Raw genomic sequence first — 17,813 nt, 5'->3', positions numbered from 1 at the left:
GTGTTAGAGAAAGCTTTAGAGAGAGTACCAGAGACGGTTGATATCACACCGAGCCCCCGGATTTTGAGAATCTTGGGCGAAATTCCCTTTGAATCCTGGCAGTGCTTAGCCGAGCTTGTCGATAACTCGATAGACGCCTTTGCCGAGGCGGCCCGAGCTGGCAAAGAGGTGTCGGAGAAGAAAATTACTGTTACTTGGTCTAGCGAGGCTGTCGCGGCTGCGGCACGTACAATTGAGATAGTCGACACCGGTCTTGGCATGGAACTCACACAGCTGCAGAATGCTGCACGGGCGGGCTATTCCAGCAATGATCCTGTTCATAACCTCGGTCTGTTCGGGATGGGCTTCAATATATCAACTGCGCGTCTCGGTGAGAACACACGACTGCTCTCGGCCACGCCAGAAAGCACAGAATGGACTGGTATTGAAATTGACTTCATGGAACTTATCAACTCGAAGAACTATACTGCGAAGGTAATCACCGAACAGAAGGTGGATCCGAGCGAGCACGGAACCAAGGTCATTGTTTCCAGGCTGAAGGGCGAAACCTACACCCGACTTAGAGATCAGGAAACTATCGTACGTAGGCAGCTTGAGAATGTCTACTCGACTTTGCTAGGTGAGATTGACGTTGAGATATACCTGCAGGGGAAGAGACTCACCCCCAAGCAGCACTGTATTTGGGGGAGTAGCCGATGTGTCACACACTCAGGACGTCAGGTTAATGCGGTTCTCTCTATTGACAGGGACCTTGGCAACGCCCTTTTCGACGTTAACAGGAACGCTTATCTTTCTTGGGACGAGCAAGAACGTTTCCACGACGACTTTTCCGATTGCCCTCCCCCCAGTCACCTAATCGAGCGACCGAAACGTCTTAGAGGGTGGATAGGCATTCAGCGCTACGCCGACACTAACGACTTCGGTATCGACTTTATCCGGAATGGCCGAAAGATTTTTATAAGCAACAAGGACCTGTTCTCTTGGGATAATCCGCTGACCGGCACGTCGAAACTAGAGTATCCTGTGGAGCTCGGCAGCACGGTCGGCGGACGCATTGTCGGCGAGGTCCACGTCGACTACCTGCTTCCAACATATCAAAAGAATGACTTCGACCGGACCGATCCATCGTGGCGCGAGACCATCGAAGCCCTGCGCGGTGTTGGGCCCATGCTACCGAGAGACCGCAAGGCAATGGGGTATGACGATCCAAATACGTCACCGATCGGACAGTTGGCGAACGCCTATCGTCGAATGGATCCTGGCACCAAATGTCTCTATGTCAACAAGAGTACCTCCCGGACGCTGTTGGATGGTTTTAGGCGTAGCGACCCCGATTACGTTACGGACGACAAGTGGTGGACGGCTGCCCAGGAGGCCGACAAGGAAGTGGCTACCAGGGGTGCCGGCACTGCGGGAGAGGTTGATACTGGTGTTGCCCCATCTGACAATCTAGATAACTATGGCCCGGTGGAAACCGTGCATGCCGTACCCACACCAGCACCTATTCTCCCCGCAAAGCCAGCGTCCGCAAAGCCAGTACCGGTGACCTCTACTCTCGACTCGCTAATGTTAAAGTCGAAGCTATTGACCTCATGGACCGGACCGTATGCCTACGCAGCTACGCCACCTCTCCAGGTCAAGGTCTGGGAACTCTCATCCGGTCAGATACTACGCGAAGATACCGCCGTACCTTATATGTTCTTTCAGGACGGTATTGAGTGCGACTTCGTATTCAACCCACGAGACATCCTCCTAAACCAGTATCCTATCGAGCCTCGTCAGATACTCTGTCTTTACCTCGCCGAACGCTTCAAAGCTAGGGACAAAATAGCTGACATTGGGAAGGTATACTCGGCACTCGTTCAGAGTAAACTTCAAGATCTTCGGGTCGATAGAACGTCACTTCAAGAGAAGGCTGATGGCATCTTTGACCGGCTACGCGAACGGTTGATGGAAAAACTAACCGACCGAAAGCAGGAGGTTCTTGATTGTGTGCACGAGTCCAATGGCGAAACCGAGGAAACGGTAATGTCTCTGCTTTCGCTATCCAATGGCCCGCTTACAATTAAGTTCCAGTCTAGGGAGGAAGAGGGTTTCGACGCACTCGGATTTGTCCCATCCAAGACTATTCTGCGACTTGTTGACCGCTTCGCCGAGGCTTTGTTCGACGGGAAGGTGTTAGCGGCTCCTTATTTGTCTCTCTCGCTCAGCGATCCGCAGGCAACCGAGAGAGCACGGGCTGAATCAAAGGACAGAGTACTCTCCTTCCTTAAGGACGCCCTCTGGATTCTCTCGCAAACAGGTGCGGGCGCCGCAGCACGCAGTAAGGACGAGATGTCCCGCTGTGCTCACAGTATCAACTTTCTCTCCCATGAGATAGTCGATTGAGTTTCCTGACAGAGGACATTCTTAAGGGCACCGATTGGCGTGCCATGGAGCGGGCCGTGGCTAGGGCCATGTGGCATTGCGGCTGGCGAGATGTTGCGATTGTCGGTCGCAGTGGTGACATGGGCGCTGACATTGTCGGAGTGCGCGATGCTAACGGTCAGCCTCGATCTTGGGTTGTTCAAGTGAAGTCAGTGCTCGGCGGTGGCTATGTCGGGCGTAAAGGTCTAGAGGAGGTCATGCAAGCCCAGTCGACCTACGAAGCTCATATCGCGGCCCTCGCTACCAACGGCGACTTTACTCCAATTGTTCATACGAGGCAGGCGGAGCTTGTCCGGGCGGGATTTGAAGTTAAGCTGTGGAACGGGATATTCCTAAAGGGGCTGCTTAGTAAATGGCCTGAGAAACACTACTACAACCGGCCCCTGCGTCCCTATCAGAACGATATTGCTGATCGGGCAGCCCGCATCTTTGAGGAGGGCGGTCGCAAGGTTCAATATGTCGTCGCCACTGGTCTAGGAAAGACCGTCATTGCGGGTGAAATCGCATCGAGGCTTTGGGACCGGGATTGCCGCAAAATTCTCGTTCTTTGTCATGCCCAAGACCTTGCCCTTCAATTGGAGCAGGGTTTCTGGCCACAGCTGAGCAAGTCGGTGCCGACCTGCTATTTCTTTGATGGCATGCCGCCATTGGTGTACGAAGGGGTAAATTTTGGCCTCTACCAGAGCCTTGTTGGTTATCTTAACGGGATTGAACCAGGCACATTCGACCTCGTGATCGTCGACGAGGCTCATCACGCCCTGTCACACGGCTTCAGAAAATGTATTGAACACCTCGCGCCAAGGTTCCTCGTAGGGATGACAGCGACGCCTTGGCGGGGCGACGGTCAATCCATAGACGAGTTGTTCGGCGAGCCAGTCGCGCGAGTCTCTCTCGTGGACGGTATGGCCATGGGATTCCTTTCACAGGTTGACTACCGCCTCTACTGCGACAATATCGACTGGGCTGCAATCCCGAAATTATCCCGTGAGCGGCACGGTGTTAGAGACCTCAATAAACGCCTTTTCCTTCCGCAGCGCGACGATGCGGTCATCTCCGAGATAACGAAGGTGGCGTCCGAACTTCAAAATCCGCACATTGTGATTTTTTCGCCGTCAATCGAGCATGCCGAGCGATTTGCCGCCATGCTATCCGCTAGAGGGTTGCAGTGCGAATCCCTGTCGATAAGGGACAAGGTCGAGAGACGGAAGCGCCTGCTTGCCTTCTCAAGTGGTAAATTGGTCGCCGTGACTGCGGTCGATGTTATGAATGAGGGCATCGATGTCCCCGATGTCAACATGCTGGTGTTCCTGCGTGCGACCCACTCTAGGAGGATCTTCGTGCAGCAACTTGGTAGGGGGCTTCGGCTTTCTCCAAACAAGGAGAAGGTGGTGGTGCTCGATTTTGTCTCCGATATCCGACGGATGGCCGAGGTCGCCGAGCTTGATAGAGAAGCCAGGGCAAAGGGCAAAACACCAGAAAGTCTTTTTCTACGAGACGGAGTGGTCAACTTTTCAGACCCTGCTGGACAAAGGTTCATAGAGGCGTGGCTTTCAGACGTAGCGAACTTGAGTGACATTGGAGATAGTGAAAAATTAAAGTTCCCGGAGGATTTCTAATGGCGATAATCTTGCCCAAGGACGTGAGACACGCTGTGAGGCAAACGATTTACGCGAAAGCCGAAGCTTTCGACTATCTGCACCGTTCGCAGCTAGAAAACAGTGCTTTCATGGACGACTTGGTCAAGGATTGTGATGTCGGAGGTATAATTTCTCAGTATGCACCTAAGGAGAAAATTAGGACTTACATAAAGGATGGAGTACTGAAGAAATATTCGAAGCGGAAACGTGAGAGAGCCCTTCCTTCCAATCCAGAGGAAATGAAGCCAATAGTAGAGGCGCTGTTTAATCAAAAGGCGTACGAAATTCATAGCAAGAAAGGACCCCTGATATTCAGGCTTGAGGATGGTAACCTTTTGGCGGCTGCAACTGGAACGTTGTTAAAGTGGGAAACGGCACTTCGCAAGGTGCTCGAACTCATCTCAACGGCTCCTGGTCTACCACCTAGAGACGCGAAGCTACATATTCTCTTGGTATTGGCGGTATTAAATTGTCCTACCACGATGTCTGACAAGGAGCAACTTATTTCCGCCTTAAATTTTATTGGTGTAAAGTTACACTTTGTTTAAACTAGTTTAGCCGAGTCTGCGAAAGGGAGACGCCCTTTGGAAACCCTTGTATTGTAGAATTTACCTGTTTACTGCATCAGATTTGCTTGTAGGAATATTCTTCTTAACACGTACAGATAACTGTGCCAAACTTCTTTAACCGAGCTCTGGGCTTTCCCTCTAACTCTCTGAAGTATTATTATATTCTCCATTTAAGTGATAGTGCTTTAGATAAAATCCCCTATTTCTATACACGTCTTATCCACCTACCTCTCTAAAATAAATTATCAGATTCCCTGCCTACAAAAGACACATACCGAAGATCCACACTCCCGACCTGCGCCGGGTTAAGAAGGGCTATAATAATGCCCTCTGAATGCAATATTCCAATATACGATCTTTTAGATAGTCTAAAGCAAATCTCCCCCAAAGTGCCCTCACCACAAACTACTTAACAAAATCGACTTGATAACTAGACGATTTTCTGGTAAATGTTATATGTATGTAACATTCAACGCTAGAAAGGGGAGAACATATGGCCGCTGAAGTTAAGCAAATCCGGGCTTACCGGGAACAGGCCAGCCTGTCTCAAGAAGAATTGGGGACCTTGCTTGGCGTCACTAGACAAACGATTTCTGCCTGGGAAAAAGGAGATCGCGCTCCCTCGCTGGAACAGTTTTCGAAGCTTGCTCGCGCACTAAACATCCCCATGGATCTCCTTTTGGAAAAAACAGAGGACCCCGGAACTTCACTTTTGTTTCGTGCTGACAACCCGGAAAGCCTTGGCCCAGAACTGCGGGCGCTGCTTGCGCGTAAATCTCAAGATTATGCTTCCGTAGAAAAAATGACCGGGGAGCTGTCCGCCCTGCCTCCTTCTCACAACCTCGAAGGCTACGACCCATTATTGTCCGAAGCGATGGGTCGAGAAATCAGAGATTGGTTAGGAGTAGAGCAAGCTCCTTTGGGGGATGTTCTGTCTCTTCTTGAGGAGAAGGGAATCAAGGTTATTTTGCATTCTCTCCCAAGTGAAGTATCTGGCCTTTCGGCATACACAGAGGAACTTGGTGGTGTTATCTTTGTCAATGCAGAACACCCGACTGAACGGAAGTATTTCACCGCACTGCACGAGCTCGGTCACTTGATCTTCCATCGGCGTGAATACGGAAAACCCCAGTCTGGTAAAGACAGGGAAAAGGAAAGCACTGCCAACCATTTCGCCGGTGCGATCCTGATGCCGCGTAATGTAATCGAGAAGGAACTGCGCGGCTATAGAAAACAGTGGATACCAGAGCCCCTTCTGCAGGACTTGAAGCTTCGTTATCAGATCAGTATGAGAACGATCCTGATCAGAGCCCACCAGGTTGGGATGATTCTTCCTTCGCAAAAACGCCTGCAGTACGATGCTCTCGACAAAAAGTATGGGACCACAAAGGAGGACCCAGTTCTTCCACCACCTAAGACGCTTCGCAGACTAGAAAAACTGGTTTACCAAGCTTTGCTCAAGGAAGAAGTCACCACTTCCCGGGCGGCGGAGATTCTCAATAAGCCCCTGGTCGAGATACACAGAGAATTGAACAATTGGCTCGAAGAGGGGGATGAGTCTTGATACTGGTGACCGACGCAAACATACTGATTACCCTGTTCGATGTGGACGGAGTGTCAGTTCTCCCTCGGATCTCGCCGACCGAAGTGCTGGATGTGGTTCTGAGTGAGTGTGAACACGAGAGCCAGCCGGGGCTGAGGGAGTCAGTCGAAGCGGCCGGAATTGGAATCGTGACCTCAGATATGGCATGGGCATCGCCCGCCAGGCAGATGATGAATGGAAAGTTAAGTTTTCCGGACGCCCTCTGCCTTTTTTATGCGAAAAGCCAGGGCAGGGTTCTTCTCTCTGGAGATCGCCCTTTAAGAAATCGTTGCGAGGATGAGGGTGTCGAATACCGTGGTGCTATTTGGGTGGTGCAAGAAGCTTTTCAAGGAGGCCTGTTGCCACCAGAAGAATTGTGTCGCTGGATTAAAACCTGGCCTTTGATGGAAAGGCGTTTGCCTAAAGTTGAACTAGATAGGTTGAAGGAGCAGATGGGTTGTTAAGCGCGGGCGGGGGAGACACTACTGTTTTCCTTAAACCACAAGACGCCGAAAACACGGTACTTAAAAACACAATATGTAGTGACAACAAATTCAAACAAGTACAACATGTAGAATTTGTGGTTGACCTGCGATATATGGAACGTGATAGGGTGTGCAAAACAAAAGCCCTTCGCCGGCAAGCGAGGGCTTCTGAGAACCAGATGACTGAAGGAGGGGGGAGGTATCAGCCAACGGGTAATGGGTGTTGGCAACTATACCTAACCTCCTTCGGCATCGCAACCCACAAAATGAGGCTTATGCCGAAAGGAGGAAATCATGCGCTCACCTTAACGATCCAGTCATAGAAATCATCTCATCTCAGACTCATTGACAACAAAAGCCGCTGAGCAGCCTGAGCATCCTTGACGGTGCCGAATTGCTCGGAGCTAATAACCCGGCGCATGCCGAGAAACGGGAATGTTGTTATGAATTCCTTTTCCGACATGGCAATCGATCTCGATTGTCCGCAATGCAGTGCCAAATTCACCCGGAAATTGAGCGAACTCGCTTCCGGAAAAAGTTATCGTTGCCGCAGGTGCGGCACAGATATCCGTTTTCAGGGAGACGGTGCAAGCAAAATCCGGAAGACCCTGGGGAATTTTGAAAAATCCCTAAAAAACATTCAAATCAAACTCTGAAAAGAGAGGAGTACGCATTATGGCAACTAACCCGCCGAAAGGCGACGGACATAGAAACGGAGCAGTTAGAGACCGCTCCCAAGTTTACAATCCACAGAATGACCGTTGGACGAAACGGGGCCCCGACGGGCGCTTCATGGATCAGAAAGCGAATGACAAGCCGTTTAAAGGCGTCAGGAAAGAAAAATAACCACAAGCAGGGCTCTCCTTCCAGGGAGGGCCCTTTTTTAGGAGATCAAAGATTATGAAGTTTCAAGGAGCAGTTATAAAAGAGCAGGGTGCCACCTTTGCCGTAGTGGTCGTCAAAAAGCATATCCTCGATTCGTCCATAAAGTCTTCGGAAGCGATACAGGCTTTTCGAAGGCATTTCCCTGGATTGCCCATAACTCTTATGGCTCAGGATGGTAGAGGAGTTCCGAGCTACAGAGGGGAGCGGTCCGATATTGTGAAATTTCTAGCAAGCATCCCTTTTCGGGCCATCCCCTGGAAAGAGTACACCGTGCATTAAGAACATTCTGAAATTCAAATACGAGCCCCTGATATTCAAATTCAGGGGCTCTTTTTTTCGTGCCGAATCCTAGAATCCCGCCAAAGGCTGGTGTTAATAGACATGACTATCGGTTAAAAACTTTTCTATGCCTTCTCGATTTCTCCGGCAGGGGCTATGTCTTCCGCTTAGCCAATCAGCCAACTGCTCCGGATCTCGTCCCATTTCGACACCGAGTTGTTCCAGGGTCAGGCCGTTAACCTGTTTGTACCAAGTTAGTTTTCCCAGCAGATCATCTGGTTGGGAGATAGGACTATAGCCAAGGAACGCAATAACCCTGGGAATGAATCGAAGATCAACCGATCCTCTGTTCTCCCAGTTCCAGACTGTCGGGGCTGTAACTCCGAGCCTGGCGGCAACATCTTTTTGGTACAGTCCAAGTTCAATTCTGCGTCGTCGCAAGTGGTCTCCGAGGGTGACTGGTTCGCAGATAAATTCTTCAAGTGTCCGGATTGTCAATGGAATTTCAATTTTTCCGGCTGTTTGATCAAGCCTGAAATTGTTGGTAAAGGGGTCCACATCCCTGTAAGTGCGGATTCCTCGGTGATTTCAATAACTTATGTACTTGCGCACCACATGATATCCAACGTTATCGGCAGCGGCTTTCCGGTCCATTACTGGATAGAATCGACCTGCATATCGAGGTTCCACGTGTGCCTCATAAGGATTTGGCTGATCCAGTGGATGGCGAATCTTCTGCGACCATTCGTGCCAGGGTGGAAAAGGCCCGGGTCATCCAGCGGGAACGTCTTGCGGCTTATGGCCTGCATGCGAATTCAGCTATGGCAGCAAGGCATATCCGCAAATTCTGCTCTCTCAATGAGGCAGGGTAAAAATTGCTGGAGATGGTGGTCGATAAACTCGGTATGTCGGCTCGTAGTTACAGCCGGATTCTCAAGGTGGCACGAACTATTGCTGATCTCGCAGGAGAAGAGAATATATGCCAGATGCATCTGGCTGAGGCGATTCAGTATCGGGGGCTGGATCGGAAAACCTTTTGAGACTCAAAACTTTGCCCTTCATGAATTTGAAGTTACTTCAAACTTTTCCGTCAAAAGTAAACTCCTGATCTGTGTAATTTATCCTTAGGTGAAGCAGGATCCCCATGTGATCTGACCCAACTTATGAGAAAGCCTCGGCCCGCATACACAGGCTGAGGCTTATTTTGTTCTGTAAATGGTGATTCCTGGGATTGGTTTTAAATGACAATTACTTTTGAGATCTCTTTGAAAGAACCTTTTTAGCCATCTCCTCCCCATAATGCACTTGGATACATTTGTCGCAAATCCCATGGCTGAATTCCGCTTCGGAATGCTCAGCGATAAAATTTTCAAGTTTATTCCAGTATCCTTGGTCATCACGGATTTCTTTGCAATAGCTGCATATGGGAATGATCCCCTGTAAAACCTTTATTTCCGCCTCGGCTTTTGCCTTGGCAATCATACTCTTGTCAAGATTTCTTATCCCCCAATACAAAGCCAGCAGAAGAATTCCAGAAACGGCAAAGGGTAGGATTGACGCGAACCATATCAGAAGATCGAGATGTGTCATTTGAGGCGTAATATTATAATAAAGTTCAAAAGCTCCGGAAAATTTATTATCTGCCATTGAAGGGACATAAACTTCTACAACATCATCCTGATATGTTTGCCCTTCCAGTGATTTGGATTTTTTCTTTACGACCTTGGAAAACAGTTGCCCCTTGGCAACAGATTCATGGAAATAGGCATGGTCATTGAGCTTCCCAATATCTGAGGTATCTGTCGAAAAAATTGTCATGCCCTTCTCCGAGAACATTTTAATTTTTCTCAGGCCAAAATCAGCCATATACGAGGCAATTAAATCTTTGCCTTTGCTGGTTGGCTCTTCACTCGACAGACTAAAAGACCAATTGCCATTATCCAAAAGGTCACGTTCTATATGTTGCGCAAAACGAATTGCCGATTCTTCAACATTGCTAACGAGGAGATCACTAAAATGGGGATAAATAAGAATAATGTTAATTAAAGGCAAAGCTAGAGCGACAATCAACGAGCCCAGCAGAAGGTGATTAAGTTTTTTGTTCTGAAATATCATAGTTGCCAACCGAAATAGGTGAACTTTTCAAAACGACATCTCGCCCTTAAGACGCTTAGGAAGGTATTGTCAACTAATCCATAATTTTCTCTGTATTGCTAATATTCCCCCCTTCTGTCTATCGGATGAACATATTAGTCGCCCAATAAAAATGGGGCGTTCCTTACTCTGTCAGTGAAATGAGTTTAATCTTCCTTAACGTTAGGTTTTTAAATGATTGCAAGTTTTATGATTACATTTCGCGAAACTCTGGAAGTGGCCCTAGTTTTAGGTATTATCTGGAGCTATCTCATCAAAAGCCATAACAGGTCCCTATTGCCCACGTTGGTAAAAGGCTGTGTTGCTGGAATTGTCGTGAGTATTTTGGGGGCCTATCTTTTCCAGATACTTGCTGGTGGTTTTGTCGGGAAGGCCGAACAGATTTTTGAAGGCACGACCATGATCATTGCCGGGTTACTTCTAACTACCATGATTTTATGGATGATGTTCAAGAACTCAGCGCACGAGCTTGAGAGTAGTGTTGCTACAGCTATTGAGGTAGAGGATTCCAGCAAGATCGCCCTCTTTTTGCTTGTTTTCTTCTCGGTACTGCGGGAAGGCATTGAAACGGTTCTTTTCTTGAGCAGTGTAAGTATTGTGAGCGACACAAGCCTTCTCAGCGGTGCCATCCTTGGTATCGTCCTGGCGTCTTTCCTTGGTTGGTGTTTTTTCCAAGGTTCTCTCAAGTTGAAGTTAAAAACTGTTTTCAACCTTTCAAGTGCCCTTCTTATTTTGTTTGCTTCCGGTCTGTTTGCACATGGTGTTCATGAATTTCAAGAAGCAGGGATATTGCCCGTAATGATTGAACATGTCTGGGATATCAACCCGGTCATCATTGATGGTGTCTATTCTGTGATGCATGAGCAAGGCAGTATCGGTAGCATATTCAAGAGTCTGTTCGGGTACAATGGCAACCCAACCCTGCTTGAAGTAGTCACCTATATGTTTTATCTCATGACGGCCTGTGGCATATGGCTCCTGGCAACAAAAAAAAGATGCAGCAGATGTTGAAAGCTCAAACCCAGGCACTGCCTCAACGGTCATTTATGGTGGTCATTCTTTCAGGCCCTGCATTCCAGCAAAAAGTGTTCATATAGGTAGAGCATCACAGGAAACGCCCACGGTTACAGAATCGTGGGCGTTTGGCGCTCTATTCATGGTGACTTTTCAGAGAACAAAGACCCAGTTCGTTCGAACCGGTCACTTTTGCCAATTCCTCATACACAGGCTGTCACTTCGGCGCTCGTCGGGGCAACACCCAACCTGGGCGCGGAAAATGGCAGGTGTAGCCTTGAGGTAAACGCTCCAGGTAGTCTTGGTGCTCGGGTTCCGCCTCCCAGAAAGAACCGACGGGCTCGATCTGCGTGATGACCTTATCAGGCCACAGACCCGAAGCGTCGACATCGGCAATCGTTTCTAGAGCCGTTTGTTTCTGCGCTTCGCTGACATAATAGATCACTGAACGGTAGGACGTGCCCTGGTCATTACCCTGAGCATTTAGAGTTGTGGGGTCGTGGATCTGAAAGAAATACTCCAACAGTCGGCGGTACGAGACCCTGTCTGGATCGAACAGAATCTCGATACCCTCGGCATGCGTTCCGTGGTTTCGGTAGGTGGCGTTGGGCACGTCACCACCTGTGTAGCCCACTCGGGTGGCCTCAACCCCTGGCAGCTTACGTATCAGATCCTGCATACCCCAAAAGCAGCCACCAGCAAGCACTGCGCGTTCCTGTGTCATCATTCATTCTCCACTTGGGCAAGATTGTCACCGTATACCGTCGCTTTCAAAGCATCTCGATAAATGCCCCAGTAGCAATCATTTAGAATACTGATAGAGATTATCCCATTTTTAGTGAGTTGTAAGGCATTTAAGATGAAACAGAAGTGTTCAGAACCCTTGAATTGATTTTCTAACCAGCTACTCACCACCTTGCTTTGTCGGTGGGGAATGATCGACATCGATCTCTGCATCAAGGCGATGTAAAAACTTTAAAATTTCATCCAGTTTGTTAGGTGGCCCACCACCCATATTTTCTTCTTCAGCTACTTCCAACTCACGTGCATCGTACTCCCAGCGGCGCAAAATTTTAATTTTTTGCTCCCGCGTCAGAGACTGCTCGGCAAATACGTCGTCTGGAGAAGTAAATGCGCTGTCGGGATCAAGCATTGCCATTTCTATATCCACAGTGTGCCTCCTCAACTCTTCTCCATTCCAGGGACCAGACGGGACGTGAAATGGTGGGGTTATCCTGAGCGGACTTTCAGGCGATTGATTCCCATTTTATCACATCAACAGGGTTATCTGATTTCACCCTCTCCAAAAAAATGTGCTTAGTTCGTCGATTGCAACACAATAAGAGGAAGGGTAAAACACTACTTCAGTCGACGCGTGTCGCATGACTAACGTAATGATGTCCACCATTACAGGTCTATCTCACATTTCTTCCGGTACTAAAAACCGGACAGTGTAGAAACGTTGGCATGCAGACAGTCGAGGTGGGCTAAATAGATACTAAGAACCTCCTCGCGGGGAAGGGACTTTGTCCACATGATCTTGTCAGGATATGACAATCTTCTCTTCTCAAACAATGGACAAGACTCTGGATTACCACCCCTCTGGCATTCAACTGTCAATCCTACCAATATCGCTCTTAAAATACCTAAACTTTCAGTATAAGGCATGCTCATCCCCCTACCGTATTTTTAAGTTCTTCACTTCTCTCAGACTCTTTGTCAAAACAAACTATACACTTTTTTCTGTTGTTATTTTGAGGATATCATTAAGGCTGAAATCGATGCCCTGATTGTGTTTTTTGGTGTTAATTTATTGCACGTTAGCCCCTGCTGTCGTGTTATCGCTTTACCAGTGTCAAAAGCTGATCATAATATGTTGATTTGTTGAATTCGAGGGTCACCAAAGCCCAGATTTTGGCCATTCATACAGACCCTTCGATGCTTGACAGTTCCGTAAAACCTGTTCTGCTTAGCTTAGTCAAAAAACTAATAATTTTTATGTAGAAGATCACCCGTATTTATAATTTCACACCTCGCAGCAGATGTCCTTTAAGGAGAGAACGCATGAATACAAAAAGCTGGAGAGCCGATCTCAACCGACTCGGCTTGGCGCGAGCGTTTCGATTCTTGCTCGTATCCGGAGTCACCATCCTGATGGGGTTACTGCTCGTCGGTCCGGCCTTCAGCCAGCCGACAGGTGCAACCCTGACAAAACTGGCGGAAGAGGGTGAGAACCTGTACCGACTGAAATGCATGGGCTGCCACAGTCTCGGCGAAGGGGACCGTCAAACCGGCCCAGATCTGGCCGGGGTAACCGAGCGCCGTAACCGGGAGTGGCTGATTAATTTCATCGGAAATCCGGGCAAAATGGTCGCCAACGGTGATCCAATTGCCGTGCAATTGCTGGCCAAGTTCAACAATCTGCTGATGCCCACCCTGCGGCTTAAAAGTGATCAGGTGGAAGCCCTGCTGATCTACTTTGCCCACCCAGAAGAGGCTGCGCACCATGCCCAGGAGCCCGCCACTGAAGCAATTGGCAATGCCGCGCGCGGAGGGCAACTTTATAGTGGTTCACTAGCAATGACGAACGGCGGTTCCCCCTGCATCGCCTGCCACGCCCTGAGCGGATTCGGTTCAGCAGGAGCCGCCAGTTATGGCCCCGACCTTTCCAACCTCTACGCAGATTATGGTGAAGAAGGGGTGTTGTCGGTACTCGAAACTCTGCCCTTTCCGAGCATGGAGCCCATCTACGCCTCTCGTCCCCTGACCGCAGAAGAGCGTCTCGATCTGACGGCATTTTTCGCCCAGACCGCAGCACAACAGGCCCCGCCGGCAAAATCGCTGGCCGGGTTGATTCTGCTCGGGGTCGTCATCGTCTTTGCCATCGTGGCTCTTTTGGGACTACGCCGTCTCAAGGGGGTGCGTCAGCCATTAATTGATCAAGTCAGAAAACAGCGAGGTATGTGATCATGAGCTGGATCAAGGATATTATCGACCCGAAATCGCGTGCCTGGGAAGAGTTCTACCGCAACCGCAACCAGTGCGACAAGGTGGTGCGCAGCACTCACGGCGTCAATTGCACCGGCGGTTGCTCCTGGAACGTGCATGTCAAGGACGGCATTGTCGGCTGGGAAATGCAGGCAACCGACTACCCCGAACTCGAGCCGGGGCTCCCCCCTTATGAGCCACGTGGTTGCCAGCGCGGCATCTCCTTCTCCTGGTACCTCTACAGCCCGTTGCGGATCAAATATCCCTACATGCGCGGGGTCCTCGCCGATCTCTGGCGTGCCGCAAAGGCCGAGCATGGAGATCCGGTTCTTGCCTGGGCCTCGATCATGGAGGACGCAGCCAAGCGTAAAAGCTATCAGCAGGCGCGTGGCAAAGGCGGCTTCCGGCGGGTCAGCTGGGACGAATCGGAAGAAATGATCGCCGCCTCCTCGATCTACACCATCAAGAGATTCGGCGCCGACCGGCTGGTTGGCTTCTCGCCGATCCCGGCCATGTCGATGCTCAGCTTCGCCAGCGGTACACGCTTCATGCAGTTGATGGGCGGTGCCAACCTGAGTTTCTACGACTGGTACTGTGACCTGCCGAATGCCTCGCCTGAAGTCTGGGGCGAGCAGACCGACGTCGCCGAGAGTGCCGACTGGTACAACAGCAAATATATCGCGGTCATGGGGTCCAATGTCGATATGACCCGCACCCCGGACGCCCATTATTTAACCGAGGCCCGCCATAATGGCTCCAAGGTCACCGTGCTCTCCCCCGATTTCAATATCACCTCCAAGCACGCCGACTGGTGGATTCCTGCCCATGCCGGGCAGGACGGCGCCTTCTGGATGGCGGTCAATCATGTCATCCTCAGCGAGTTCCACCATCAGGCCAAAACACCCTTTTTCCTCGATTACCTGAAGCGTTACAGCGACACTCCCTTCCTGATCGAGCTTGAACAGAAGGACGGCGTCTACCGCGCCGGGCGCATGGCCCGCGCCGGTGAGCTGGAGCGCTACAGCACAGAGGAGAACGGCAACTTCAAGTATCTGGTCTGGGATGAAACCAGTCAGACGCCGCGCATGCCGCTCGGCACCCTCGGCTTCCGCTGGCAGGAGAAGAAGGGGGAGTGGAACCTGCAAATGAAGGATGGCCAGGACGGTTCCGACCTCTCTCCCGCGCTCTCGCTGCTGGATGAAAATGACGCGGTAATCCAAGTCGCTTTCGATGATTTTTCCGCCGACCAGAGGGTCGAGCGCGGCGTGCCGGTACGATATCTCGAAACCGCCCATGGCAAAGTAGCCGTCACCACCGTCTTTGATCTGCTGATGGCCCAGTTCGGTGTCAATCGTGGACTCGCAGGGGCTTATCCTGCAGATTACGATGCCGAAAACGAGGTCTACACCCCGGCCTGGCAGGAGAAATATACCGGCATCGACCGCACCAACGTTATCCAGTTTGCACGCGAATGGGCCTCGACCGCCGAGAAGACCGGCGGTAAGTGTTCGATCATCATCGGTTCCGGTGTCAACCACTGGTACCACTCCAACCTGATCTATCGCTCCGGGATCTCGGCCCTGATGCTCTGTGGCTGTGTCGGTAAGAATGGTGGAGGCCTCAATCATTACGTCGGCCAGGAGAAACTCGCCCCGGCCGCCCCCTGGGCGACGATCATGGGCGCCCTCGACTGGGCCAAGCCGCCGCGCTTCCAGAACGCTCCCTCTTACCATTATGTACATACCGACCAGTGGCGCTACGAGCGCACCTCCGACGAGGCGCGCATCAACCCGGTCGCCGAAGAGAACCAGATCACCGGCGGGCACACCATGGATCATCAGGTTCGTGCGGTGCGTAATGGCTGGCTCCCCTTCTATCCGCAGTTCGACCGCAGCCCCATCGAAGCGGTCAAACAGGCTGAAGCCGCCGGGGCCAAAAATAATCAGGAGATAGTCGACTGGACGGTTAAGCAGCTGGCCGACAAGAAGATGAAGTTTGCCATTGAAGACCCTGATGCCCCCGAGAACTGGCCACGGCTGTGGATCATCTGGCGCGGCAACGCGCTGATGTCGAGCGCCAAGGGGCATGAGTATTTCCTCAAACATTACCTCGGAACTCATAACAACAGCATCGCGCCCGAGACCGCCGAAGAGTTCGTCAAGGAAGTCGAGTGGCACAAGGAAGCGCCCCAGGGGAAACTCGACCTGGTCGTCGATATCAACTTCCGCATGGACACCTCGGCGCTCTATTCCGATATCGTGCTGCCGACCGCGACCTGGTACGAGAAGGACGACCTCAACACCACCGACATGCACTCCTTCATCCACCCGCTGCAGGCGGCGGTGCCCCCCTGCTGGGAATCGAAGAGCGACTGGGACATCTTCAAGGGGCTGGCCAAAAAAGTCAGTCACTTAGCCGAAACCCATCTTCCCGAGCCGATCCGCGAGATCGTCTCGGTCCCGTTGCAGCATGACACCCCGGCCGAGATGGCCCAGTTTGAAATCAAGGACTGGTACAAGGGGGAATGCGAACCGATCCCCGGCAAGACCATGCCCGGCCTGGTGGTGGTTGAACGTGACTACAAGAACCTTTACAACCGCTTCATCTCCCTGGGTCCCGAGGCCAGAAAAGGGATAGGAGCCCATGGTCTCTCCTGGTCAGTCGAGGATTACTACGACGAGATGGTCGCAGGTGACAAAACCCATACCTGGGACGGCAAGACTTATCCGACCCTGGTCGACGCCCGTGACGCAGCCGAGATCATTCTCAAGCTCGCCCCCGAGACCAACGGCGAGATGGCCTTCCGCGCCTTCGCCGCCGAGGAGAAGAAAGTCGGCCTGCCGCTGACCGACCTGGCTGAAGCCACTCGCGGGGTGCGCACCACCTTCGCCGATCTGGCCGCCCAACCTCGCCGTCTCTTGAACAGCCCGATCTGGAGCGGCCTGACCGACAACGGCCGCGCCTATTCGGCCTACTGTCTCAATGTCGAGAAGCTGATTCCCTGGCGTACCCTGACCGGCCGTCAGCATTTCTACCTGGACCATCAGGGGTATATCGCCGCCGGCGAACATCTGCCGACCTACAAGCCGAAGCCGGACCATGGCACGTTGCAGGATTTTCTGGCCACAGATACTGGCGAGAAGAAGAGCATCATGCTCAACTACCTGACCCCGCACGGCAAGTGGGGGATCCACAGCACCTACACCGACAACCACCGCATGCTGACTCTGTCACGCGGCTGCCACCCCTTCTGGATCAACGATCAGGATGCGGAACAGATCGGCGTCTTCGACAACGACTGGGTCGAGGTCTACAACGACCACGGCGTGGTAGTAACCCGTGCCATCGTCAGCTCGCGCCTGCCGCGCGGCATCTCGTTCCTCTATCACGCCACGGAACGCACCATCGACGTCCCCAAGACCGCACGCCGCGGCAACAAGCGCGCCGGCGGGCACAACAGCTTGAACCGCATCCGCCTCAAACCGAACCTGATGCTCGGCGGCTACGGTCAGTTCACTTTCGCCTGGAACTACTGGGGACCGCCCGGCGCCAACCGCGACACCTACATCATGGTGCGCAAGCTGGATGGTGAACCACAGTGGTAAGAGACTGATTTTTGCGACAAGGGTTGAAAACAGAAAAGTTAACTGATTGGCAGGAGCCTGACTGGTTTGACGAACCGTAGCGAGAAATTGGATTTTCGAGTCCTTATTTTCGGGAATTTGAGAGCGAATAGCACCGCTATTTGTCGAAAATTGGCGGAGATAAGGGCCGAAAAACCGGTTTCGCAGTA

At 51.3% G+C, this 17,813-nt stretch carries 12 protein-coding genes and 1 pseudogene; 9 read left to right on the top strand and 4 right to left on the bottom strand.

What is annotated here, in order from left to right:
- The 5 genes from D888_RS0118555 to D888_RS0118535 all read left to right on the top strand — a co-directional run bounded on the left by D888_RS0118555 (position 1) and on the right by D888_RS0118535 (position 6,679).
- Entirely contained in the window at positions 1 to 2,388 is a 2,388-nt protein-coding gene (locus D888_RS0118555; protein WP_020678073.1) for an ATP-binding protein, read from the top strand.
- A complete protein-coding gene (locus D888_RS0118550) occupies positions 2,385 to 4,043 on the top strand; it encodes a DEAD/DEAH box helicase family protein (protein WP_020678072.1) in 1,659 nt (552 codons plus the stop codon). The genes D888_RS0118555 and D888_RS0118550 overlap by 4 nt, the downstream gene beginning before the upstream one ends.
- Positions 4,043 to 4,612 (top strand): hypothetical protein, encoded by a 570-nt coding sequence (locus tag D888_RS0118545; RefSeq protein WP_020678071.1) that lies wholly within the window; start codon positions 4,043 to 4,045, stop codon positions 4,610 to 4,612. The genes D888_RS0118550 and D888_RS0118545 overlap by 1 nt, the downstream gene beginning before the upstream one ends.
- Positions 4,613 to 5,126: 514 nt before the next feature.
- Positions 5,127 to 6,197: an XRE family transcriptional regulator gene (locus tag D888_RS0118540; RefSeq protein ID WP_020678070.1), complete on the top strand. Its 1,071-nt coding sequence runs from the start codon at positions 5,127 to 5,129 to the stop codon at positions 6,195 to 6,197.
- 5 nt (positions 6,198 to 6,202) lie between these two features.
- Positions 6,203 to 6,679, top strand: a complete 477-nt coding sequence (locus tag D888_RS0118535; protein WP_483788269.1) for a PIN domain-containing protein — start codon at positions 6,203 to 6,205, stop codon at positions 6,677 to 6,679.
- A gap of 1,278 nt (positions 6,680 to 7,957) precedes the next feature.
- On the opposite strand, the gene D888_RS0118510 is transcribed toward D888_RS0118535, so the two are convergent.
- Complete coding sequence (locus D888_RS0118510) at positions 7,958 to 8,422, bottom strand: helix-turn-helix domain-containing protein (RefSeq protein WP_020678064.1); 465 nt, start codon at positions 8,420 to 8,422, stop codon at positions 7,958 to 7,960.
- A gap of 14 nt (positions 8,423 to 8,436) precedes the next feature.
- Here D888_RS0118510 and D888_RS23815 point away from each other — a divergent pair.
- A pseudogene (locus D888_RS23815) lies at positions 8,437 to 8,904 on the top strand (magnesium chelatase subunit ChlI family protein); the annotation flags it as partial.
- Between the two features lie 208 nt (positions 8,905 to 9,112).
- Here D888_RS23815 and D888_RS0118495 read toward each other — a convergent pair.
- On the bottom strand, positions 9,113 to 9,979 hold the full coding sequence (locus D888_RS0118495) for a hypothetical protein (protein ID WP_020678061.1): 867 nt from the start codon (positions 9,977 to 9,979) through the stop codon (positions 9,113 to 9,115).
- A gap of 213 nt (positions 9,980 to 10,192) precedes the next feature.
- Here D888_RS0118495 and D888_RS0118490 point away from each other — a divergent pair, with 213 nt between their 5' ends.
- Positions 10,193 to 11,029: an FTR1 family iron permease gene (locus D888_RS0118490; RefSeq protein WP_020678060.1), complete on the top strand. Its 837-nt coding sequence runs from the start codon at positions 10,193 to 10,195 to the stop codon at positions 11,027 to 11,029.
- Between the two features lie 220 nt (positions 11,030 to 11,249).
- Here D888_RS0118490 and msrA read toward each other — a convergent pair whose 3' ends face one another.
- Positions 11,250 to 11,756: a peptide-methionine (S)-S-oxide reductase MsrA gene (msrA, locus tag D888_RS0118485; RefSeq protein ID WP_026362489.1), complete on the bottom strand. Its 507-nt coding sequence runs from the start codon at positions 11,754 to 11,756 to the stop codon at positions 11,250 to 11,252.
- Positions 11,757 to 11,936: 180 nt separating this feature from the next.
- A complete protein-coding gene (locus D888_RS0118480; RefSeq protein ID WP_020678058.1) occupies positions 11,937 to 12,203 on the bottom strand; it encodes a hypothetical protein in 267 nt (88 codons plus the stop codon).
- 893 nt (positions 12,204 to 13,096) lie between these two features.
- Here D888_RS0118480 and D888_RS0118470 point away from each other — a divergent pair.
- A complete protein-coding gene (locus D888_RS0118470; RefSeq protein ID WP_020678057.1) occupies positions 13,097 to 13,999 on the top strand; it encodes a c-type cytochrome in 903 nt (300 codons plus the stop codon).
- A gap of 2 nt (positions 14,000 to 14,001) precedes the next feature.
- The gene (locus tag D888_RS0118465; RefSeq protein WP_020678056.1) at positions 14,002 to 17,625 is read left to right on the top strand and encodes a nitrate reductase subunit alpha; all 3,624 of its coding nucleotides are present in this window, start codon (positions 14,002 to 14,004) and stop codon (positions 17,623 to 17,625) included.
- Positions 17,626 to 17,813: the final 188 nt, after the last annotated feature.

It is taken from the genome of Geopsychrobacter electrodiphilus DSM 16401 (genome assembly GCF_000384395.1).
GTDB lineage: Bacteria > Desulfobacterota > Desulfuromonadia > Desulfuromonadales > Geopsychrobacteraceae > Geopsychrobacter > Geopsychrobacter electrodiphilus.
The sequence above is the reverse complement of the archived record's forward strand: the minus strand, read 5'-3'. Positions and strand labels throughout refer to the sequence as shown.